A 20,209-nucleotide genomic window follows, 5' to 3' on the forward strand; every position below is an offset into this window, starting at 1 on the left:
ACCCCTGTCGCCATCGCCATCGCCGGCGCTCATCAGCCCGCCCGCTCGCAGACGAAGATCGCCGTGCCGGGGATCAGATTCCCGCGCAGCGGGGACCAGCCGCCCCACTCCTGGCTGTTCCAGGCCGGCCACTCCGGCTCGACCAGGTCCAGCAGCCGGAAGCCGCCGGCCACCACGTCGCGCACCCGGTCGCCCACGGTGCGGTGGTGCTCGACATAGACCGCCCGGCCCTCCTCGTCCTGCTCCACATAAGGGGTGCGGTCGAAGTACGAGCCGGCCACCGACAGCCCCTCCGGCCCGGGCTCGTCGGGAAACGCCCAGCGGAACGGGTGGGTCACCGAGAACACCCACCTCCCGCCGGGCCGCAGCACCCGGCCCACCTCGCGGAAGACCCGCACCGGGTCGGCGACGAAGGGCATCGCCCCGTACGCCGAGCACGCCAGGTCGAAGGAGCCGTCCCGGAACGGCAGCGCCGCGGCGTCCGCCTCTACCAGGGGCACCCCCTTGCCCGGGCCGCCGTCGATGCGCAGGGCGTGCTGGAGCTGGCGGTGCGAGAGGTCGAGGGCGACCGGGCGGGCGCCGCGCGCGGCCAGCCAGCGGGAGCACTGGGCGGCGCCGGCGCCGATCTCCAGCACATCCCGCCCGGCGACCTCGCCGAGCAGTCCGGCTTCCGCCTCGTCCAGCCCCTCCGGGCCCCAGACGAACCGGTCGTCGCCGAGGAAGGAGCCGTGCTCGCTCTGGTACTCGTCCGCGTTCCGGTCCCACCAGCCGCGGTTGGCCCGGCTGCTCTCGCCGTCCGCGGCCTGGCGCCGGGTGGCCTGCGGCTCGTACGCTTCCAGCGTCGTCCCGTCCTCTTCGATCCGGTCTCGTTCGAGCATGCCGTCCGTCCGTCGTGGAGTCAGTCGTGGAGTCATGGGGCGCGCGCCGCACCGCGCGGGCGTCCGTACGATCATCGGTACGGTGTACGGCCAGCGTAGGGCCGGTAAAGGGGCCCAATCGGGCGGCGGTGGAACCGGCGGGCGGCAAATGTGCCGGCTATGCACCTTTCTGCCCCGGGTGTGCGCCTTCGCGCATTGACCCTGTCCGGTCGCCCCCGTATGCTAAAGGTTGCGCTGCGGGCCTGCGCGCCTCAGACGGAGCAGGCCGCGCTCGCATCTGTTGTATGTCCCCTCGGTTGTCGAGGCGCCACCCCTCAGCGGGCGGGCGCTTCCCAGGCTGTCCGGCTTCTACAGGCGCGATACGGGCTCTCGGCGTAGCAGTACCTACGACTTCAATGTCCGTACCGGAGCCCTTTCCCACATGACGAGCAGCACCGAGACCACCGCCACCACCCCGCAGGTTGCGGTCAACGACATCGGTAACGAGGAAGCCTTCCTCGCCGCGATCGACGAGACGATCAAGTACTTCAACGACGGCGACATCGTCGACGGCGTCATCGTGAAGGTCGACCGGGACGAGGTCCTGCTCGACATCGGTTACAAGACCGAAGGTGTCATCCCGAGCCGCGAGCTCTCGATCAAGCACGACGTCGACCCGAACGAGGTCGTCAAGGTCGGCGACGAGATCGAGGCCCTGGTCCTCCAGAAGGAGGACAAGGAAGGCCGCCTGATCCTCTCGAAGAAGCGCGCCCAGTACGAGCGCGCCTGGGGCACCATCGAGAAGATCAAGGAAGAGGACGGCATCGTCACCGGTACCGTCATCGAGGTCGTCAAGGGTGGTCTCATCCTCGACATCGGCCTCCGCGGCTTCCTCCCGGCCTCCCTGGTCGAGATGCGCCGCGTCCGCGACCTCCAGCCGTACGTCGGCAAGGAGCTTGAGGCGAAGATCATCGAGCTGGACAAGAACCGCAACAACGTGGTCCTGTCCCGCCGTGCCTGGCTGGAGCAGACCCAGTCCGAGGTCCGCCAGACGTTCCTCACCACCTTGCAGAAGGGCCAGGTCCGCTCCGGCGTCGTCTCCTCGATCGTCAACTTCGGTGCGTTCGTGGACCTGGGCGGCGTCGACGGCCTGGTGCACGTCTCCGAGCTGTCCTGGAAGCACATCGACCACCCGTCCGAGGTTGTCGAGGTCGGCCAGGAGGTCACCGTCGAGGTTCTCGACGTGGACATGGACCGCGAGCGTGTCTCCCTGTCGCTGAAGGCGACCCAGGAGGACCCGTGGCAGCAGTTCGCCCGGACCCACCAGATCGGTCAGGTCGTCCCGGGTAAGGTCACCAAGCTGGTTCCGTTCGGTGCGTTCGTCCGCGTGGACGAGGGCATCGAGGGCCTGGTCCACATCTCCGAGCTGGCCGAGCGCCACGTGGAGATCCCGGAGCAGGTCGTCCAGGTCAACGACGAGATCTTCGTCAAGGTCATCGACATCGACCTGGAGCGCCGCCGGATCTCGCTCTCCCTCAAGCAGGCGAACGAGTCCTTCGGCGCCGACCCGGCCTCGGTCGAGTTCGACCCGACCCTGTACGGCATGGCCGCGTCCTACGACGACCAGGGCAACTACATCTACCCCGAGGGCTTCGACCCCGAGACCAACGACTGGCTTGAGGGCTACGAGACCCAGCGCGAGGCCTGGGAGACCCAGTACGCCGAGGCGCAGCAGCGCTTCGAGCAGCACCAGGCCCAGGTCATCAAGAGCCGCGAGGCCGACGAGGCCGCCGCTGCCGAGGGTGGCAACGCCGCTCCGGCCGCCGCGCCCTCCGGTGGCGGTGGCGGTTCCTACTCCTCGGAGTCGGACGACAACTCCGGTGCCCTGGCGTCGGACGAGGCGCTCGCCGCGCTCCGCGAGAAGCTGGCCGGCGGCCAGAGCTGACGCTCTGACCGACCCGCGGTCGACCGCGACCGAGGCCCGCTCCCTGCAAAGGGGAGCGGGCCTCGGCCCGTTTCCGGCCCGGCGCACCACTCACCGGCGATCACTGACCGGCGATCACTCCGGCGGTTCGGGAATGCCCGCGCGGCGGACCGGTGTTGTCCCTGACGACACGAGGAGGAGTGGTCATCGTGCTGGATCCGCAGGACTTGTACGCATGGGAGCCGAAGGGGCTGGCCGCCGTCGACATGGCGCTGGCCCAGGAGTCGGCCGGTCTGGTCATGCTCTACCACTTCGACGGTTACATCGACGCGGGGGAGACCGGCGAGCAGATCGTCGAGACCCTGCTGGACGCGCTGCCCCACCAGGTGGTGGCCCGCTTCGACCACGACCGGCTCGTGGACTACCGGGCGCGCCGCCCGCTGCTCACCTTCCGCCGCGACCGCTGGACGGCGTACGAGACGCCCGCGATCGAACTCCGACTGGTGCAGGACGCCACCGGGGCGCCCTTCCTGCTGCTGTCCGGCCCCGAGCCGGACGTCGAGTGGGAGCGGTTCGCCGTCGCCGTGCGGCAGGTCGTGGAGCGGCTCGGGGTGCGCCTCTCGGTCAACTTCCACGGCATCCCGATGGGCGTTCCGCACACCCGCCCGGTCGGGTTGACCCCGCACGGCAACCGGGTCGACCTGGTCCCCGGCCACCGCAGCCCCTTCGACGAGGCGCAGGTCCCGGGCAGCGCCGAGGCGCTGGTGGAGTACCGGCTGATGGAGGCCGGGCACGACGTCCTCGGGGTCGCCGCGCACGTACCGCACTATGTGGCCCGCTCCTCCTACCCGGACGCCGCCCTCACCGCGATCGAGGCCGTCACCGCCGCCACCGGACTGGTGCTGCCCGGGGTGGCCCACACCCTGCGCACCGAGGCCCAGCGCACCCAGACCGAGATCGAGCGCCAGATCGGCGAGGGCGACGAGGAACTGGTCGCGCTGGTCCGCGGGCTGGAGCACCAGTACGACGCGGTCGCCGGCGCCGAGTCCCGGGGCAACCTGGTCGCCGAGCCGGTGGACCTGCCCTCCGCGGACGAACTGGGCCGCGAGTTCGAGCGTTTCCTCGCCGAGCGCGAGGGCGACCTCTGAAAGGTTTCCCGGGCCGGGGCCGGGTCAACGGCCGCCCCGGGCCCGGTCTAGGCTTCCGGCCATGCTGAAGGTGGGACTGACCGGCGGTATCGGCGCCGGCAAGAGCGAGGTGTCACGGCTGCTCGTCTCGTACGGAGCGGTCCTGGTGGACGCCGACCTGATCGCCCGGGAGGTCGTGCAGCCCGGCACACCCGGGCTGGCCGCCGTCGTGGCCGAGTTCGGACCGGGGGTGCTCACCGAGGAGGGCGCGCTCGACCGGCCGAGGCTCGGCGCCATCGTGTTCGCCGACGCCGACCGGCTGGCGGCGCTCAACGCCATCGTGCACCCGCTGGTGCGCGACCGGACCGCCGAACTGGAGGCCGCCGCGGGCCCCGGTGCGGTCGTCGTCAACGATGTGCCCCTACTGGCCGAGAACGGGCTCGTCCCCCTCTACGACCTGGTCATCGTGGTCGACGCCCGGCCGGAGACCCAGCTCGACCGGCTGGTGCGGCTGCGCGGGATGACCGAGGAGGACGCCCGCGCCCGGATGGCCGCCCAGGCCGACCGCGAGCAGCGCCTCGCGGTGGCCGACATCGTCATCGACAACGACGGCCCGCGAGAGGCGCTGGAGCCCCAGGTCCGCACGGTTTGGACGGAACTCACCGAGCGCGCCGCCGCGAGCTGAGCCGGTCAGCTCGGGACGGCTCGGCGCCGGTGGGTCAGCCGCCCGCCCCGGCGCCGCCCTCGGCCGGCGGAGGCCCCGGGAACCGCGCCGCCTCCACATACTCCGGCTTCGGATCCAGCGCCGCCGCCAGCCGGAAGTGGCGTACGGCCTGCTCGGAGCGGCCGGAGCGCTCATAGGTGCGGGCGAGCGCGAAATGGGCGTACGCGTTGTCCGGCTCGCGCTCCAGCACCAGCTCGAACTCCAACTCGGCCGGACGCAGCTGGGCGGCCGCGAAGAACGCGCGGGCCCGCAGCAGCCGGGCGGCGGTGTTCTCGGGGTGCGCCGCGATCACCGAGTCGAGCAGCTTGACGGCACCGCGCGGGTCCCGGGCGGCGAGCAGCTGCTCGGCCGCGCGGAAGTCGATGACATGGGTCTCCGGGTCGGTCTCGGGCACGCTCAGGTCCTTCCGCTCGCTGACGGCTGGCAAACGCCGAGCCGGGCCCGGTAATTCCCGTACGGGACCGAGCCGGACCCGGTAATTCCCGCACGGGGGCCGGGCTCACCGACCGCCGGGTCGGCGGGGGCGCTCCTGCGGCTCGTACGGCGGGATGTCCCGGCCGGGCTGGAGGTGGGCGCCCTGGCGCATACGGACCACCACCACGGCCATGTCCACCAGCGCGAGCACGGCCAGCACACCGCAGGCCACCGCCCACCCGGTCTGCCCGAGCAGGACGAAGGCCACCGTGCCGCCGACCGCCCACAGCAGCCCCCAGGCGCTCAGCACCAACCGGAAACGCAGCGGACTGCGCGCGGTGCTCGGTTCACTGCCGGTACGTCTCATGGCCGTCGTCTCCCTGACGGCCCGGGTACCCTCCCCGGCCCCTCCGAAGACCCCGCCCGCCGGGCGATGAGTTCCGTGCACCGGGCCGGTCAACCCTCCCGTACACCGCGCCCAGCGCACCTCGCACAGTGCGCCGCGAGCACCCGCCGCCCGAGGAGGCCGCAGCCATGTCCCACACCCACCCCGCCGGCACCACCGCCGCCCACCCTGCCACTACCACCGGGCTGTCCCGGCGGGCCGATCTCTCCGTATGGGTCCTCCAGATCCTGCTCGCCCTGTTCATGGCGGTCCCGAGCGCCGGGCCCAAGCTCGTCGGCCACTCCTCCGCCACCGCCGTCTTCGATCAGATCGGCCTCGGCGACTGGTTCATGTACCTCGTGGGCGCGCTGGAGCTGGCGGGGGCGATCGGACTGGTCGTGCCGCTGCTGTCCGGGGTGGCCGCGCTGGCGCTGATCGGGCTGATGGCGGGCGCCTTCGCCACCCAGCTCACCGTCTTCGACGGCCGCAACGCCCTCACCCCGGTGATCTTCGCGGTGCTGTTCGCGGTGGTCGCCTGGGCCCGCCGCCACCGCACCGCACAACTGCTCGCCCTGCTCCGCCGCCGGCCCGCCTGATCCCGAGCCCGTCCGCTCCCCGTCGCTGCCGTCCGTTCCTCGCCCCGCTGCCGTCCGTCTCCCGTCGCTGCCGTCCGTCTCCCGTCGCTGACCAGCGGTTTCCTCCGCCGGATCCGGTGACGAGGGCGATTGTCAGACCCTCGCCGTAAGGTCGGAGACCGACGAAGGATCGACGGTACGGAGGGAGGTGGACGGAGATGGTGCCGGGTGGTGGTGACACGGCGCTCGCCGAGGCGGCCGGGGACCGGGCGGGCCCGTCGGTGCCTCCGCTCTCCCGCGCCGCCGTCTTCCTGCCGGCCGCCCTGCCCAGGGAGGGCCGGATCGCGTTCTGGTCGCCGCCCGACGGTCCCCCTGCCCTCCCCGCGGGCGCTCCGCCGCCCCCCGCCGGAGGTCCGGGCCGGCACCCCGCCCCTCCGCCGGATCCGCTCGCCCGCGACACCATCACCGTGGCCCACCGGGAAGAGGGCGAGGTACGGGGCCGGGCCGTCCCGGCGACGCTGCTCACCGTGGCCGAGGCGCTTCCGCTGCTGGTCGCGGCCCGGCACGATCCCGCCGCCCACCCCGCCGCGGCCTGCTGGGGGGCGGCCGCCCTGCACGCCCTGCACCTCGCCGCCCGAGGCCGGCTGCTGCCGGGTCTGGCCGAGGGGGACCTCGACGCCTGGCGGGCCGGTCCGCTGGACGCCGACGACATCGCCCATCTGCGGGCCATCGCGGCCGCCATGCCCTACGAGGCCCACGCCGTGCCCGTCGCCGGGCGGCGGCCCCTCCATCTGCCCGAGCCCGAGGCCCTGCTGCGGAGCTTCCTGGACGCGGTCGCCGACACCCTGCCGCGCACCCCCGCCGCGGCCCATGCCGCCGGGGCGCCCTTCGCGGCGCAGGCACCCCAGCACCTGCCCGGGGCCCGCGCCTGGGCGGCGGAGGCGGCGGCCGGGATGGACGCCGGGGTGCGGATCTCGCTCCGCATCGACCTGACTGGCTTTGAACTCTTCGACACCGCCGGGGGAGCGGACGCCCCCGGCACCGCGCCGACCGCCGACGCCGCCGGGGACGACACCGGCGGCGATCCCGACGACGCCGCCCACCACGGCCAACCGGGCGGCAGGCGGACGGCCGCCACCGCGCTGCTCCAGATCCACAGCCTGGCCGACCCCACCCTCGTCACCGACGCGGCCGAGCTGTGGGCAGGGAGCGCCGCCGAGCAGTTCGGGCCGCGCGCCCGGATCGACGCGGTGCTCGCGCTGCGCCGCGCCGCCCGGGTCTGGCCACCCCTCGCCGGGCTGCTGAGCCGGGCGATGCCCGACGCCCTCGCGATCGGCGAGGACGAGTTGTACGAGCTGCTGGGCCCGGCCGCCGCGCGCCTCGCGGACGCCGGGGTGGCCGTGCACTGGCCCAGGGAGCTGGCCCGCTCGCTCACCGCGACCGCGGTCGTCCGCCCCGCGCCCGGGTCCGCCACCGACGGCACCGCCTTCTTCGACAGCGCCGAACTGCTCCGCTTCAACTGGCAGGTGGCCCTGGACGGCGATCCGCTCACCGAGCGGGAGATGGACGCCCTGGCCGAGGCGCACCGCCCGATCGTGCGACTGCGCGACCAGTGGGTGGTGGTCGACCCCGGGCTCGTCCGCAAGGCCCGCAAGCGTGAGCTGGGGCTGCTGGAGCCGGTGGACGCGCTGGCCGTGGCGCTCACCGGCACCGCCGAGGTGGACGGCGAGACGGTGGAGGCGGTGCCCACCGGGGCGCTGGCCCGGCTCCGCGACCGGCTCGCCGCGCCTCCCGCCGCCCCCGGCCCCCCGCCGCCCGGTCTCGCCGCCGTCCTCCGCGACTACCAGGCGCGCGGCCTGGACTGGCTGGAGCTGATGACCTCGCTGGGGCTGGGCGGCTGCCTCGCCGACGACATGGGGCTCGGCAAGACGGTCACCCTGATCGCCCTCCATCTGCGCCGGGCCCGCCCCGAGCCGACCTTGGTGGTCTGCCCGGCCTCACTGCTGGGCAACTGGCAGCGGGAGATCGCCCGGTTCGCCCCCGGTACGGCGGTGCGCCGCTTCCACGGCGCGGGGCGCACCCTGGACGGGGTGGAGGCGGACGGCGGGTTCGTCCTCACCACCTACGGCACCATGCGCTCCAGCGCGGAGACCCTGGCCGCCGTGGAGTGGGGCCTGGTGGTGGCCGACGAGGCCCAGCATGTGAAGAACCCGTTCTCCGCCACCGCCAAGGCGCTGCGCACCATCCCCGCCCCGGCCCGGGTCGCCCTCACCGGCACGCCGGTGGAGAACAACCTCTCCGAGCTGTGGGCGCTACTCGACTGGACCACCCCCGGGCTGCTGGGCCCGCTCAAGGCGTTCCGCTCCCGGCACGCCCGGGCCGTGGAGAACAGCGAGACCCTGGTGAACGAGGAGGCGGTGGAGCGGCTGTCCCGGCTGGTCCGCCCGTTCCTGCTGCGCCGCCGCAAGTCCGACCCGGGCATCGTGCCGGAGCTGCCGCCCAAGACCGAGTCCGACCACCCCGTCGCCCTCACCCGGGAGCAGGCCTCGCTCTACGAGGCGGTGGTCCGCGAGACCATGGCCCGCATCGAGGGAGCCGAGGGCATCGCCCGGCGCGGACTGGTCATGTCGCTGCTGACCTCGCTCAAGCAGATCTGCAACCACCCCGCGCAGTACCTCAAGGAGGAGCGGGCCCGGCTGGCCGGCCGCTCCGGCAAGCTCGCCCTGCTGGACGAGCTGCTGGACACCATCCTGGCCGAGCAGGGCTCCGTGCTGGTCTTCACCCAGTACGTGGCGATGGCCCGGCTGATCACCGCCCATCTGGCCGCCCGCGCGGTGCCCTCCCAACTGCTGCACGGCGGCACGCCCATCGCCGAGCGGGAGCGCATGGTGGACCGCTTCCAGGACGGCGAGGTCCCGGTCTTCGTGCTCTCCCTGAAGGCCGCGGGCACCGGGCTCAACCTGACCCGGGCCGGCCATGTGATCCACTTCGATCGCTGGTGGAACCCGGCCGTCGAGGAGCAGGCCACCGACCGCGCCTACCGCATCGGCCAGACCCAGCCCGTCCAGGTCCACCGGCTGATCGCCGAGGGCACCGTCGAGGACCGCATCGCCGAGATGCTGCGCGCCAAGCGGGCACTGGCCGACGCGGTGCTCGGCTCCGGAGAGGCCGCGCTCACCGAGCTGACCGACCGTGAGCTCGCCGACCTCGTCTCCCTGCGGAGGCAACGATGACCGCGCGCCCCTTGCCCGGGCATACGACCGCCCGTCCTGTCCGGTGCGGGTACCGGTGCCGGGGCGGTGTGCCGACCCGCCCTCGTGCCGCCGCCCGCCCCGGCTCCCGCGGGTGGCGCGCGGCCGCCCGGTCTCGCCCCCCGGCCCTCGCTCGGGGCCGAGGCCCGCGCCTGCCCCTGCGGGGCCCGGACAGGCCCGTACCCGCCGGAGCCCCGGGCCGGACCAGGCCCGTGCCCCTGTCTGTGGCCATGGCCTCGGGCGGCCGGCACGTGAACGCGCGGGACACCGGCCGGACCGTGGCTTCCCCGGGCCGGGACGAGAGCGCGCCACTCGCCCAGGACGGGCGCGTGCACGCGAGCCCCGGGAGCATCCGACCCGGGGACGCGAGCGCCGAGGGCACCGACGCCCCAGGGCACCGCCGGACCCGATCCCGGCGGCGCTTGGCCGCCCCCATGATCCGGCCGCCACTGCGGGCTCCTGCGTCCGCGGGCTGCCGACCGAGGCCGTCGCGCCCGCGACCGCAGCACCCGGCGTCTGCTGGGTCCCGGCTGCCGCGGGGTACGGCGGCGGCCGCCGCATCCCGTACGCCTCGGCGCACCCGCATGGCCGCGGGGGCAGGCCCGGGGCGGCCGTACCGAACGGGTGCGGTGTCCCGCCCTTCGTTGCCGCACCGGACCGTCGCGGTATCAGGCCCCGGCCCCCGGCTGCCGTACCGGGCGGCCGAGGGGGCACGTCTGGCATGCCCGACCGGCGGCAGCCGGTCAGGACCGACCCGGCCCGCGCGGGGGCGGCGATGAGTCCGGTCCGCCCTCGCGCCGGGGGCCGGGCGGGGGCGGCGGCCCGGCGGGTGCCGCTGCACGACGACCACCGCCGTACCTTCCCTCAGCTCGCCCCCGTCCAGGACCGGGAGGGCCGGTTCGCCGGCACCTGGTGGGGCAACGCCTGGGTGGAGGCGCTGGAGGACAGCGCGCTGGACCCCGCGCGGCTCGCCCGGGGCCGCTCCTACGCCACCCGCGGGCATGTGGACGCCATCACGGTCACCCCGGGCCGGGTCACCGCCTATGTGCACGGCACCCGGCCGCGCCCGTACCGCGCGGACATCCGGCTGAGGGTGCTCGGCGACGAGGACTGGGAACGTTTCCTGGAGTCCGCCGCGGCCCGCCCCGACCATATCGCCGCCCTGCTGGACAAGGACGTGCCGCACGCCCTCGCCGCCGCCGTGGACCTGCTGCCCGCGCCGCAGGAGCTGCTCCCCGACTGCTCCTGCCCCGACAACGGCATGCCCTGCAAGCACGCGGCCGCCCTCTGCTACCAGGTCGCGCGGCTCCTCGACGAGGACCCGTTCACCCTGTTCCTGATGCGTGGCCGCGGCGAGCAGGAGATCCTCGCCGCCCTCGGCCGGCGCAACGCCGCGCACGAGGCCGCCGAGAGCGGTAGCGGGTCGGGGTCGTCGCCCGCGACGGCGGCGGTGCCGGCGCACGCCGTCCTCGACGCGCCCCCGCCCGCGCCGCTCCCGCCGCCCCTGCCCGTACCCGACCGGCCGGGGCGCCCACCGGTCTACCCGGAGGACCCGGACGCCCCGGACGTGCTCGCGCTGGAACTGCTTGCCACCGAGGCGGCGGTCCGGGCCCATACCCAGCTCGCCACCGGCCGGGACCCGGTGGCCGGGCTCACCGTCTGGCAGGACGCGGTCCGGTTGGCCGCCGCCCATCCGGGTTCCGGTCTGACCGCCGCCACCCGCGCGCTCTACCGCGATCTCGCCGAGGCCCTGGACCGCACCCCCGCCGACCTCGCCCGCGCGGTCGCCGCCTGGCGCCAGGGCGGGCTGCCCGGGCTGGCGGCGCTGGAGGAGGTCTGGGATCCGCCGGCCGGACCCTTCGACCGGGCCCGCCCCGCCCTGCTCGCCGCCGGCCTGCCGCCCTTCCGGCCCTGGCGGAACCGCCTCTCCACCCCCTCGGTGCAGCTGCGCTACGGGCGGGACGGGCGATGGTACGGCTACGAGTCCGACTCCGGGCGCGAGGACTGGTGGCCCCGAGGCCTCCCGGCTACCGACCCCCTCGGCGCCCTCGCCGATCTGCTGGAAGGCTGACCGCCGCACGGTGATCCACACCGGTATGACGATCGGAGCGGACCCTCGCTCGATGGGGTGAATGGTGGATGCGACATAACCCGGCCTGGGTAGAGGGCGTTATTCCGGTGCGGGCGGATGCCCGTGACAGTCTCCGGAAGGCAGGAAGCCACATGAGGCACACTCGCCGAAACACTCTGGTCACCCTGGCGGCCACGGGTGGCGCGCTCGCCATGGCGGCGGGCTACGCCCACGCCGACTCCGACGCGTCCGGCGTGGCCGCCAACTCGCCGGGCGCCGTCTCCGGCAACGCGGTCCAGCTGCCGGTGAACGTGCCGGTCAGCGTCTGCGGCAACACGATCAACGTGGTCGGTCTGCTCAACCCGGCATTCGGCAACGGCTGCGCCAACAAGGGCGGGGACGGCAACAGCCACAAGGACAAGCCGGGCACCGCGCACGGCAAGCCCGGGACCCAGGGCGGCCAGTCCGGCACCCACAACGGAGGCGGAAACGGTTCCTCCGCCGAGGGTGCCACCACCAACTCGCCGGGCCTGATCTCCGGCAACGGCATTCAGCTGCCAGTGGACCTGCCGGTCAACGTCAGCGGCAACTCGGTCGGTGTCGTCGGCATCCTCAACCCCGTCTTCGGCAACGCGTCGAGCAACGGCGGTGACCGGACCCCGCCCACCGCCACCCCGCAGAAGCCCAAGCCCCCGCAGCACGAGGAAGAGGAGCCCACCACCCCGCCCGCGCCCGACGAGGCCGTGCCGGTGCCGCACCCGGCCCCCGAGGCGGACGAGCCCGCTCCGCAGCCGGAGACCGAGACGGCGGCCCAGCCGGAGCTGGCCGAGACCGGCGCCGGTGCCGGACTGCTGGGCGTCGGCGCCCCGGCCGCGCTCGGTCTGGCGCTCGGCGGAGCGGTGCTGTACCGCCGCTTCCGCCCCACCGCCGGCGCCCGCGCCTGAGCCGCCCCGATCCGGAGCCCGGCCGGTCCCCCACCCAGCCGGCCTCCCGATCACCCCTACCGCCCGCCCTCTGAACCCGCGCCCCCCGAGCCCGCGGCCCCCGATCCCGCACCCCCCGAGATTCCGCCCCCTCGGCCCCCCGGCCCGTCGGTTCCCGGAGCCGCCCACCCCCGTACGCGGACCCGTTCCGCCGAGCTCAAGGCCGCTACCTGCCCAGGCCCACCGGGGCTCAGGGCCGCCGAGCCGCCCGCCCTCCAGCATGCGGGCCCGGTCCGCCCGGACTCAGGGCTGCCCCCTGCCTCGGCTCACTGGGCACAAGGGTCGATGAGACCGCCCGCCCTCCGGTACGCGGGCCCGGCCCACCAGGGCTCAGAGGGCCTACCGGGGCTCAGCCCCGCCGGGGCCGTCCCACCCCAGCACGCGGGCCCGGCCCGCCGGGGCTCAGGGCCACCACCAACCCTGCCCCGCCGGTGTTCCCGCCTGGTGGGCCGCACCGCGGCCCCGGCTCACCGACGCCAGGAGTTCAGCACCATCTCGATCGTGGGCGCCACGCGGGTGCGGGCCTGGGGGCGGGGGAGGCCGCGGGCCAGCAGGGCGTCGTACTCGGTGTCGAGGTGGCGTACCGACGCCCGTACCGCCGCGGTCACCGCGCCCTCATCCAGTGCGCGGCCCGCGGCGGTGCGGCCCACCCGTCCGCTGCCGCGCTCACCGGTGTGCGCCGCGATCCCGGTCGCCCGGGCAGGTGGGCAGCCGGGGAAGAGCCGCAGGATCCGGCCGGTGAGCTCGGCCCGGAACCGTACGTCGGCGGCGGCGCGCCGGGCCGCGTCACGGGCGCGCCGCTCCGCCCGGGCGCCGGCGTCCGCGCGGCAGGCCAGCTCCGCCCGGGCCAGCGCCGCCGGTTCGACGAGCACGCCCTGCCGCTCGTACCGGTTCCGGCGCCGGTTGCGGCGCACCACCACCGCCCAGCGGCCGCTCGCCTCCCGGGCCCGCCGGGTCAGCGCCGCGTCGCCGCGCGGCAGATAGACCAGGTCCCCGAGGTCCGCGCAGTCCAGGCAGAGCGGAGCACCGTCCTGAACCGCCAGCCGCGGCAGCGGCCCGCGGCGGCACCCGGCACAGCGGTGGCGCCGACGCGGCTCGACCACCACACGGGACGCGGACGGCACGGGCGCTCCCCTCCTGCCGCGCCCGTACGCCGCACCGTGCGGACGGGCCGGCGGTACTCGGAGGGATGCCCTCCCGATCCGGTCGCCAACCGCCCGTCCGTGGCCGGAAGTTTCCGCTACTGCCGGTAGCCGGCGAGGAAGCGGCCGATACGGCCGATCGCCGCGTCGAGGTCGTCCACATGCGGCAGGGTGAGGATGCGGAAGTGGTCCGGGCGCGGCCAGTTGAAGCCGGTGCCCTGCACCACCTGGATCTTCTCCCGCAGCAGCAGGTCCAGGACGAACCTCTCGTCGTCGTGGATGGGGTACACCTCGGGGTCCAGGCGCGGGAACGCGTACAGCGCGCCCTTCGGCTTGACGCAGGAGACGCCCGGGATCTCGTTCAGCCGCCGCCAGGCGAGTTCGCGCTGCTCGTACAGCCGTCCGCTCGGGGCGGTCAGCTCGTGGATGGACTGCCGCCCGCCGAGGGCCGCCTGGATCGCGTACTGCGCGGGCGCGTTGGCGCACAGCCGCATGGAGGCCAGCATGGTCAGGCCCTCCAGATAGTCGCGGGCGTGCTGCCGCGGCCCGCTGACCACCAGCCAGCCCGAGCGGAATCCGGCCACCCGGTATGTCTTGGAGAGCCCCGAGAAGGTCAGCACCACCAGGTCCGGGGCGAGCGCGGCCGCGGTGTGGTGGACCGCGCCGTCATAGAGGATCTGGTCGTAGATCTCGTCGGCGAAGACCATCAGCTGGTGGCGGCGGGCCAGGTCGAGGATGCCCTCCACCACCTCCCGCGGATAGACCGCGCCGGTGGGGTTGTTGGGGTTGATGATCACCACGGCCCTGGTGCGGTCGGTGATCTTGGCGGCCAGGTCGTCCAGGTCCGGGTTCCAGTCGGCGGACTCGTCGCACACATAGTGGACCGGCCGTCCGCCGGCGAGCGTGGTCGCGGCGGTCCACAGCGGGAAGTCGGGGGCCGGGATCAGGACCTCGTCGCCGTCCTCCAGCAGGGCCTGCACCGCCATGGAGATCAGCTCGGAGACGCCGTTGCCGAGGAAGACGTCGTCCACGTCCACCTCCGGCAGCCCCATGGTCTGGTACCGCTGGGCGACGGCACGGCGGGCCGAGAGCACGCCCCGGGAGTCGGTGTAGCCGTGCGCCCTCGGCAGCATCCGGATCATGTCCTGCACGATCTCCTCCGGCGCCTCGAAGCCGAAGAGCGCCGGGTTGCCGGTGTTCAGCCGCAGCACGCTGTGGCCCGCCTCCTCCAGCGCGTTGGCGTGCTCGATCACCGGGCCGCGGATCTCGTAGCAGACCTCGTTGAGCTTGCTCGACTGCCGGAACTCCATTGCGCGACGACCTCTCTGAAGCGGTGTTGCTTGGTTTTACCAAGCTGGAGCTTGGAAAGTCCAACCACTTGTCTAGACTGCGTCGTATGCCACGTCCCAGCGCCACCCCGCGCCGCCGAAGCTATGACCAGTACTGCGCCTCCGCCCGCGCCCTGGACGCCGTGGGCGACCGGTGGACGCTGCTGATCGCGCGCGAACTCCTCGCCGGACCGCGCCGCTACACCGATCTGCACGCCGACCTCCCCGGCGTCAGCACCGACATGCTCGCCACCCGGCTCAAGGACATGGAACGCGACGGCCTGGCCACCCGCCGCCGACTGGCGCCGCCCGCCTCCGCGTACGTCTACGAACTCACCGAGCGAGGCGCCGCCTTGCTGCCGGTACTGCGGGCCCTGGCCGCCTGGGGCGCGAGCGAGCTGGAATCGCCGCGGCCGGTGGACGCCGTACGCGCCCACTGGTTCGCCATCCCACTGCTCGACGCCCTGGAATCGGTCCCGGCGGCCGTGACATCCGGTGGTGCCTGGGTCGAAGTGCGGCTGGACGAGGGCGTGTTCCACCTACGGGTGGGCGGGGGAGCGGCCGGTTACGGGGACGGCCCGGCCCCTCAGGCGGCGGACGCCCGGCTGGCCATGGACACCGCCACCTGTGCCGAGGTGGCCCGCGGCCCGCTCACCCTCCCTGAGGGGATCGCGGCCGGGCGGATCGCGCTCACCGGCGACGGCCCCTACGCCCTCGCGCTCCGGGGCGCGGCCGACGGGCGGGGGAGCGGGGTCGCGGCGATGGCCGCCGTACCGGGGCCGTGACCGGCACCGGGCGTACGACTCGGGCCCGGCGTACCGGGCAGCATGGGGGCGTGCGACTCGAACCGATCACCTGGGAACGGCTGACCGACACCCTCGCCGCGCGGCTGGACGGGCTCGCCCCCGGCGACGGCAGCGACTGGCTGAAGGTGGCCGTCGACGGGGCGCCCGCGGCCCGCCCGGAGGAGACCGCCCGGCTGCTGGCCGAGGCGCTGCGGCTGCGCGGGCGGGACGTGCTGTCCTTGGCCACCGGCGGCTTCGTGCGCCCGGCCTCGCTGCGGTACGAGTACGGCAAGCAGGACCCCGACACCTACTTCGGCGGCTGGTTCGACACCGGCGCACTGTGGCGGGAGGTCTTCGGGCCGCTGGAACCGGGCGGCAGCGGGCGGGTGCTGCCCGACCTGTGGGACCCGGTCACCGACCGGGCCACCCGCAGCCCGTACCGGACCCTGGCACCGGGCGGGGTGCTGCTGGTGCACGGGCCGTTTCTGCTCGGCCACTGGTTCCCGTTCGACCTGACCGCCCATCTGCTGCTCTCGCCGGGGGCGCTGGCCCGGCGCACCCCGGAGGAGGAGGCCTGGACGCTGCCCGCCTTCGAACGGTACGAGGCCGAGGTCGGCCCGGCGGACACCGCGGACGTGGTGGTGCGCGCCGACCACCCGCGCCACCCGGCCTGGAGCGGGCTGCGCCACCCCGACTGACCCACCCCGACTGACCCACCGCGACTGCCTCAGGGATTCCCGTCCCGGGGGTTCCCGTCCCGGGGACTCGCGCCCTGCCCCGGCGGAGGGCGTCCGCCGGTACGGGTGACCGCCTCCGCGCCCGCCCGGCACCCGGCCTCCGCGGCGGCGGCCGGGCCCGCCCCGGCCAGCCGCGCCGCCAGAAACGCCCCGGTGAAGGCGTCACCGGCGCCCGTGGTGTCCACCACCCGCACCGGGGGAGCCGCCGCCTTGGCGACCACCCGGCCTCCCTCGGCCACCAGCGCGCCCCCGCCGCCCAGCGTCACCGCGACCAGCGGGAAGCGGCGGCTCAGCGCGGCCGCGGCGGCCTCCGGCGCGGGCAGGCCCGTCAGCAGCGCGGCCTCGTGCGCGTTGGGAAGCAGCAACTCCACCCCCTCCACCGCGGTCAGGAAGCGGTCGCGGCCGAGCCGGGCGAGGAAACCGGCCGAGGCCGGGTCCACACTCACCGGGACGCCCCGCTCATCCGCCGAGGCCAGCGCGGTGCGCGCCGCCTCCGCACTGGTCGGTGCGAAGAACAGATAGCCCGAGAGATGCAGCCGGGCCACCCCGTCCAGCGCGTCCGGCGGCCAGTCGCCGGAGGAGAGCCGCAGCGCGGCCCCGCTCTCGGTGAGGAAGGTCCGCTCCCCGTCGTCCCGGTCGACCAGCGCGATCACCGTCGCGGTCGGCGCCTCCGGATCGCGCACCAGCAACGGCCGCACCCCGGCCCGCCGCAGCGACTCCTCGTGCCAGTCGGCCCGGTCGGTGCCCACCCGGGCCAGCAGCCGTACGTCGGCACACCCCGCCCGGGCCGCCCAGCAGGCCGCGTTGGCCCCGGCGCCGCCGGGCAGGGTACGGATGTCGGCGGCCGTGTCGGTGGCCGCCGCCAGCGGGGCGCGGTACCGGGCGACCACATCGGTGACCACGTCCCCGACGACGAGCAGCCCGCTCACCCCGTACCCCCGGCCGCACTCCGGAGGCGCCGCGCCCGGTCACCGGAGTGGGTCCCCACCAGCCCACCCCCGAGGTGCCGCCCCCGCCCGCCCCCGCCCCCGTGGCAGTGGCGGCTCACAGCGCGGCCGCGATCCGGGCCGCCAGTGCCACATTGCCGCGGACCGCCGCCAGATTGGCCTCCAGGGACGCCCCGCCCGTCTCCCGCATCAGGTACTCCAGCAGGAACGGGGTCACCGCCTGCCCGGTGATCCCCCTCTCCCGGCACTCGTCCAGCGCGGTCGCCAGCACCCGGTCGTGCACCGCGGGGTCGAGCTGGGACTCCTCGGGCACCGGGTTGGCGACGATCAGAGCCGCAGTGCCACCCAGCGCGTCCCGCGCCCGTACCACCGCCGCCGCCTCCTCCGGTGAGTGCACCGTCCAGTCGACCGGCTCACCCGAGGAGGAGAGGTAGAAACCCGGGAAGCGGTCCGTCCGGTAGCCCAGGACGCCGACGCCCAGGGTCTCCAGCCGCTGCAGGGTGGCCGGGACGTCCAGGATCGACTTCACCCCCGCGCAGACCACCGCGATCCTCGTCCGGGCCAGCAGCCGCAGGTCCGCCGACTCGTCCTGGGTGTCGGTCCACCCCCGGTGCACCCCGCCGAGCCCGCCCGTCGCGAAAACCCCGAGGCCGGCCCGCGCCGCCAGGAAGGCGGTGGCGGACACGGTGGTCGCGCCGCTCGCCCCGGTGGCCAGCGCCGGCGCCAGATCCCGATGGCCCAGCTTGCGCATGGCCGGGTCCACCGCCACCCGCTCCAGCCCGGCCTTGTCCAGGCCGATCCGGGCCACCCCGTCCAGCACGGCGATCGTCGCCGGAACCGCACCGCCCTCCCGTACCAGCGCCTCCAACTCCCCGGCCACTGCCAGGTTCCGCGGCCGGGGCAGGCCGTGGGCGATGATCGTCGACTCCAGGGCGACGACGGGCCGCCGCGCCGCCACCGCCTCCCGTACCTCTTCGGACAGCACCACCGTGGTCTCTGGCATGTCCCCATCCCTGGCGCGGTGACGGCCCCGGCAAACGTCCGGCGGCGGCCACGGATTCCGCGGCCCGACCGTCCGCTCCGCCCGCTCCGCCCGCTCCGTCCAGGGGATGGTCCCCGGGCGTATGCCCAGATGGCGGACGGCTACAGTCACTGGCCATGACCACGAACGACACGACCGGCCCGGCCTCCTTCGCCGTGCACATTCCCGACGCCGCACTGGAGCCGGAGCCGCTGGACCCGGAGCAGATCGTCTCCGGCACCCCCGAGGTGACCGGAAAGGTGCTGTGGGAGTCCGCCGACGGCAAGCAGCTCCGCGGCATCTGGCAGATCACCCCCGGCGTGGTCACCGACACCGAGGCGAACGAGCTGTTCGTGGTCGTCAGCGGACGCGCCACCGTGGAGGTCGAGGGCGGTGAGACGCTGCGGATCGGCCCGGGTGACGCCTGCGTCCTGCGGGAGGGCGACCGCACTACCTGGACCGTCCACGAGACCCTGCGCAAGGCGTACCACATCAGCCTCTGAACCCCGACCGAGGGACCTCCACCTGGAGGGACCCCCACCTGAGGGACCCCCACCTGAGGGGCCCTCACCTGAGGGGCCCTCACCCGAGGCGAAGAGGAGCGGTCAGTGGTCGGCGGCCGTCGGCCGCCGGCGTATCGCGAGGGCGCCCAGCGGCAGCACCAGGGCGGCGCCCACCAGGTTGAGCCAGCCGTACCCGGCGTGGGCCACGACCACTCCCGCGGCCACACTGCCGATCGCCGCCGAGGTGTTCATCGTCAGGTCCGACACCCCCTGGGCGGCCGCCCGCGCCTCCTGCGGCACCGAGTCAGTCAGCAGCGCCGACCCGGACACCATCCCCGCCGACCAGCCGAGGCCCAGCAGGAACAGTCCGGCGGCGGTCCGGCCATGGCCCGCCCCCGCCGTACCCGCCAGCAGCGCGGCGAGGGACAGCAGCGCCACCGCCAGGCCGATCACGGTGAGCCGGCCGAACCGGTCGGCGAGCCAGCCCATCACCGGGGACAGCGCGTACATCCCGGCGATGTGCCCGCTGATCACCAGACCGATCAGCTCGATGCCCGCCCCGTGGTGGCTCAGCGCCACCGGGGTCATCGACATGATCGACACCATGGCGGTGTGGCACACCGCGATGGTCGCCAGCGCCAGCCGCGCGCCCGGGGAGGCCCGTATCGCCTTCGTCCCGGCCCGCATCGACCGCCCCGTCGCCGCCCACGGTGAGCGCCTGCCCCCCTTCACCACCTCGGCATCGGCCACCACCTCGGCATCGGCGGCCTTCGCCGGCGCGGACCCGGCGGAGGCCAGCGCCCGGGCGGTGAGCAGCGGGTCGGGGCGGAGCAGTAGGCCCAGCAAGGCCGCGCACACCAGGAACAGCGCCGAGGCCCAGAGGAACGGCCCGGCCGAGACGGGTATGCCGAGCCCGGCGACGCTCCGGCCGGCCGGAGCGGAGATATTGGGACCGATCACCGATCCCACCGTCGCCGCCCACACCACGGTGGAGATGGCCCGGGCACGCCGGTCCGGCTCGGCCAGGTCGGCCGCGGCGTACCGGGACTGGAGGTTGGCCGAGGACGCCGCACCGAACAGGGCCAGTCCCGCCAGCAGCAGCGGGAAGCTGCCGATCGCCGAGGCGAGCACCACCGTGCCGCCGCCGACCGCCGCCAGCAGATAGCCGAGCATCAGCCCTGGCCTCCGCCCACGGGCCGTCATCAGCGCGGCGAGCGGTACCGACAGCAGGGCCGTGCCGACGACCATGGCGGTGGCGGCCAGCCCCGAAAGCGCCTCCGTCCCGCTCACCTCCTGCGCCAGGACGGCGGAGAGCGCGATGCCGGTGGCCACCCCGAGCCCGCCGATCACCTGGTTGGCCGCCAGCACCGCGGTGATCCGCCGCCGCACGGCCGGCAGCCGCTCCCGCGTCACCGGCCCCGACGGCCCGGACGGT

Annotated in this window: 18 protein-coding genes; 10 read left to right on the forward strand and 8 right to left on the reverse strand. The window is 74.8% G+C overall.

Translation table 11 applies throughout. The features are described 5' to 3' along the window. Positions 1–32 precede the first annotated feature (32 nt). Positions 33–878 carry a class I SAM-dependent methyltransferase gene (locus ABZ945_RS14605; protein WP_361268398.1) on the reverse strand — a complete coding sequence of 282 codons (846 nt, stop codon included), beginning with the start codon at positions 876–878 and terminating at the stop codon, positions 33–35. 421 nt (positions 879–1,299) lie between these two features. Here ABZ945_RS14605 and rpsA point away from each other — a divergent pair, with 421 nt between their 5' ends. The 3 genes from rpsA to coaE all read left to right on the forward strand — a co-directional run bounded on the left by rpsA (position 1,300) and on the right by coaE (position 4,593). Then, positions 1,300–2,802 (forward strand): 30S ribosomal protein S1, encoded by a 1,503-nt coding sequence (gene rpsA, locus ABZ945_RS14610; RefSeq protein ID WP_361268400.1) that lies wholly within the window; start codon positions 1,300–1,302, stop codon positions 2,800–2,802. 188 nt (positions 2,803–2,990) lie between these two features. Continuing rightward, the gene (locus tag ABZ945_RS14615) at positions 2,991–3,929 is read left to right on the forward strand and encodes a PAC2 family protein (RefSeq protein WP_361268403.1); all 939 of its coding nucleotides are present in this window, start codon (positions 2,991–2,993) and stop codon (positions 3,927–3,929) included. Positions 3,930–3,990: 61 nt separating this feature from the next. After that, a complete protein-coding gene (coaE, locus tag ABZ945_RS14620) occupies positions 3,991–4,593 on the forward strand; it encodes a dephospho-CoA kinase (RefSeq protein ID WP_361268405.1) in 603 nt (200 codons plus the stop codon). A 34-nt stretch (positions 4,594–4,627) separates the two neighbouring features. Here the strand turns inward: coaE and ABZ945_RS14625 are convergent, their stop codons facing one another. Beyond that, positions 4,628–5,026 carry a tetratricopeptide repeat protein gene (locus ABZ945_RS14625; RefSeq protein WP_361268409.1) on the reverse strand — a complete coding sequence of 133 codons (399 nt, stop codon included), beginning with the start codon at positions 5,024–5,026 and terminating at the stop codon, positions 4,628–4,630. Between the two features lie 105 nt (positions 5,027–5,131). Next, entirely contained in the window at positions 5,132–5,413 is a 282-nt protein-coding gene (locus tag ABZ945_RS14630) for a DUF6343 family protein (RefSeq protein WP_361268411.1), read from the reverse strand. A 167-nt stretch (positions 5,414–5,580) separates the two neighbouring features. Here ABZ945_RS14630 and ABZ945_RS14635 point away from each other — a divergent pair, with 167 nt between their 5' ends. The 4 genes from ABZ945_RS14635 to ABZ945_RS14650 all read left to right on the forward strand — a co-directional run bounded on the left by ABZ945_RS14635 (position 5,581) and on the right by ABZ945_RS14650 (position 12,272). Beyond that, entirely contained in the window at positions 5,581–6,027 is a 447-nt protein-coding gene (locus ABZ945_RS14635; RefSeq protein WP_361268414.1) for a DoxX family protein, read from the forward strand. A gap of 197 nt (positions 6,028–6,224) precedes the next feature. Beyond that, a complete protein-coding gene (locus ABZ945_RS14640) occupies positions 6,225–9,239 on the forward strand; it encodes a DEAD/DEAH box helicase (protein ID WP_361268416.1) in 3,015 nt (1,004 codons plus the stop codon). Positions 9,240–10,032: 793 nt separating this feature from the next. Next, positions 10,033–11,328 carry an SWIM zinc finger family protein gene (locus ABZ945_RS14645; RefSeq protein ID WP_361268566.1) on the forward strand — a complete coding sequence of 432 codons (1,296 nt, stop codon included), beginning with the start codon at positions 10,033–10,035 and terminating at the stop codon, positions 11,326–11,328. A 152-nt stretch (positions 11,329–11,480) separates the two neighbouring features. Continuing rightward, positions 11,481–12,272: a chaplin family protein gene (locus tag ABZ945_RS14650; RefSeq protein WP_361268419.1), complete on the forward strand. Its 792-nt coding sequence runs from the start codon at positions 11,481–11,483 to the stop codon at positions 12,270–12,272. 506 nt (positions 12,273–12,778) lie between these two features. Here the strand turns inward: ABZ945_RS14650 and ABZ945_RS14655 are convergent. Both ABZ945_RS14655 and ABZ945_RS14660 read right to left on the reverse strand, forming a co-directional pair. Further along, a complete protein-coding gene (locus tag ABZ945_RS14655; RefSeq protein ID WP_361268422.1) occupies positions 12,779–13,435 on the reverse strand; it encodes a DUF2293 domain-containing protein in 657 nt (218 codons plus the stop codon). A 116-nt stretch (positions 13,436–13,551) separates the two neighbouring features. Further along, positions 13,552–14,763, reverse strand: coding sequence for a pyridoxal phosphate-dependent aminotransferase (locus tag ABZ945_RS14660; protein ID WP_361268424.1), 1,212 nt, complete (start codon positions 14,761–14,763; stop codon positions 13,552–13,554). An 86-nt stretch (positions 14,764–14,849) separates the two neighbouring features. On the opposite strand from ABZ945_RS14660, the gene ABZ945_RS14665 reads away from it, so the two are divergent. Together ABZ945_RS14665 and ABZ945_RS14670 are read left to right on the forward strand one after the other, a co-directional pair. After that, entirely contained in the window at positions 14,850–15,566 is a 717-nt protein-coding gene (locus tag ABZ945_RS14665; RefSeq protein ID WP_361268427.1) for a helix-turn-helix domain-containing protein, read from the forward strand. A gap of 50 nt (positions 15,567–15,616) precedes the next feature. Further along, complete coding sequence (locus ABZ945_RS14670; RefSeq protein WP_361268429.1) at positions 15,617–16,264, forward strand: uridine kinase; 648 nt, start codon at positions 15,617–15,619, stop codon at positions 16,262–16,264. Between the two features lie 29 nt (positions 16,265–16,293). Here the strand turns inward: ABZ945_RS14670 and ABZ945_RS14675 are convergent, their stop codons facing one another. Continuing rightward, a complete protein-coding gene (locus ABZ945_RS14675) occupies positions 16,294–17,232 on the reverse strand; it encodes a carbohydrate kinase family protein (RefSeq protein WP_361268431.1) in 939 nt (312 codons plus the stop codon). A 115-nt stretch (positions 17,233–17,347) separates the two neighbouring features. Continuing rightward, on the reverse strand, positions 17,348–18,253 hold the full coding sequence (locus tag ABZ945_RS14680) for a pseudouridine-5'-phosphate glycosidase (RefSeq protein ID WP_361268434.1): 906 nt from the start codon (positions 18,251–18,253) through the stop codon (positions 17,348–17,350). A gap of 155 nt (positions 18,254–18,408) precedes the next feature. Here ABZ945_RS14680 and ABZ945_RS14685 point away from each other — a divergent pair, with 155 nt between their 5' ends. After that, positions 18,409–18,774, forward strand: a complete 366-nt coding sequence (locus tag ABZ945_RS14685) for a cupin domain-containing protein (RefSeq protein WP_361268437.1) — start codon at positions 18,409–18,411, stop codon at positions 18,772–18,774. Between the two features lie 102 nt (positions 18,775–18,876). Here ABZ945_RS14685 and ABZ945_RS14690 read toward each other — a convergent pair whose 3' ends face one another. Next, complete coding sequence (locus ABZ945_RS14690; RefSeq protein WP_361268569.1) at positions 18,877–20,187, reverse strand: MFS transporter; 1,311 nt, start codon at positions 20,185–20,187, stop codon at positions 18,877–18,879. Positions 20,188–20,209 lie beyond the last annotated feature (22 nt).

Source organism: Streptomyces sp. NPDC046887, assembly GCF_040644755.1.
Taxonomy (GTDB): domain Bacteria; phylum Actinomycetota; class Actinomycetes; order Streptomycetales; family Streptomycetaceae; genus Streptomyces; species Streptomyces lichenis.

Excerpts from the sequence above, each read along its gene's own strand:
- ABZ945_RS14605 (WP_361268398.1), bottom strand. The coding sequence starts at position 878 with ATGCTCGAACGAGACCGGATCGAAGAGGACGGGACGACGCTGGAAGCG.
- rpsA (WP_361268400.1), top strand. The coding sequence starts at position 1,300 with ATGACGAGCAGCACCGAGACCACCGCCACCACCCCGCAGGTTGCGGTC.
- coaE (WP_361268405.1), top strand. The coding sequence starts at position 3,991 with ATGCTGAAGGTGGGACTGACCGGCGGTATCGGCGCCGGCAAGAGCGAG.
- ABZ945_RS14630 (WP_361268411.1), bottom strand. The coding sequence starts at position 5,413 with ATGAGACGTACCGGCAGTGAACCGAGCACCGCGCGCAGTCCGCTGCGT.
- ABZ945_RS14635 (WP_361268414.1), top strand. The coding sequence starts at position 5,581 with ATGTCCCACACCCACCCCGCCGGCACCACCGCCGCCCACCCTGCCACT.
- ABZ945_RS14640 (WP_361268416.1), top strand. The coding sequence starts at position 6,225 with ATGGTGCCGGGTGGTGGTGACACGGCGCTCGCCGAGGCGGCCGGGGAC.
- ABZ945_RS14645 (WP_361268566.1), top strand. The coding sequence starts at position 10,033 with ATGAGTCCGGTCCGCCCTCGCGCCGGGGGCCGGGCGGGGGCGGCGGCC.
- ABZ945_RS14650 (WP_361268419.1), top strand. The coding sequence starts at position 11,481 with ATGAGGCACACTCGCCGAAACACTCTGGTCACCCTGGCGGCCACGGGT.
- ABZ945_RS14660 (WP_361268424.1), bottom strand. The coding sequence starts at position 14,763 with ATGGAGTTCCGGCAGTCGAGCAAGCTCAACGAGGTCTGCTACGAGATC.
- ABZ945_RS14665 (WP_361268427.1), top strand. The coding sequence starts at position 14,850 with ATGCCACGTCCCAGCGCCACCCCGCGCCGCCGAAGCTATGACCAGTAC.
- ABZ945_RS14680 (WP_361268434.1), bottom strand. The coding sequence starts at position 18,253 with ATGCCAGAGACCACGGTGGTGCTGTCCGAAGAGGTACGGGAGGCGGTG.
- ABZ945_RS14685 (WP_361268437.1), top strand. The coding sequence starts at position 18,409 with ATGACCACGAACGACACGACCGGCCCGGCCTCCTTCGCCGTGCACATT.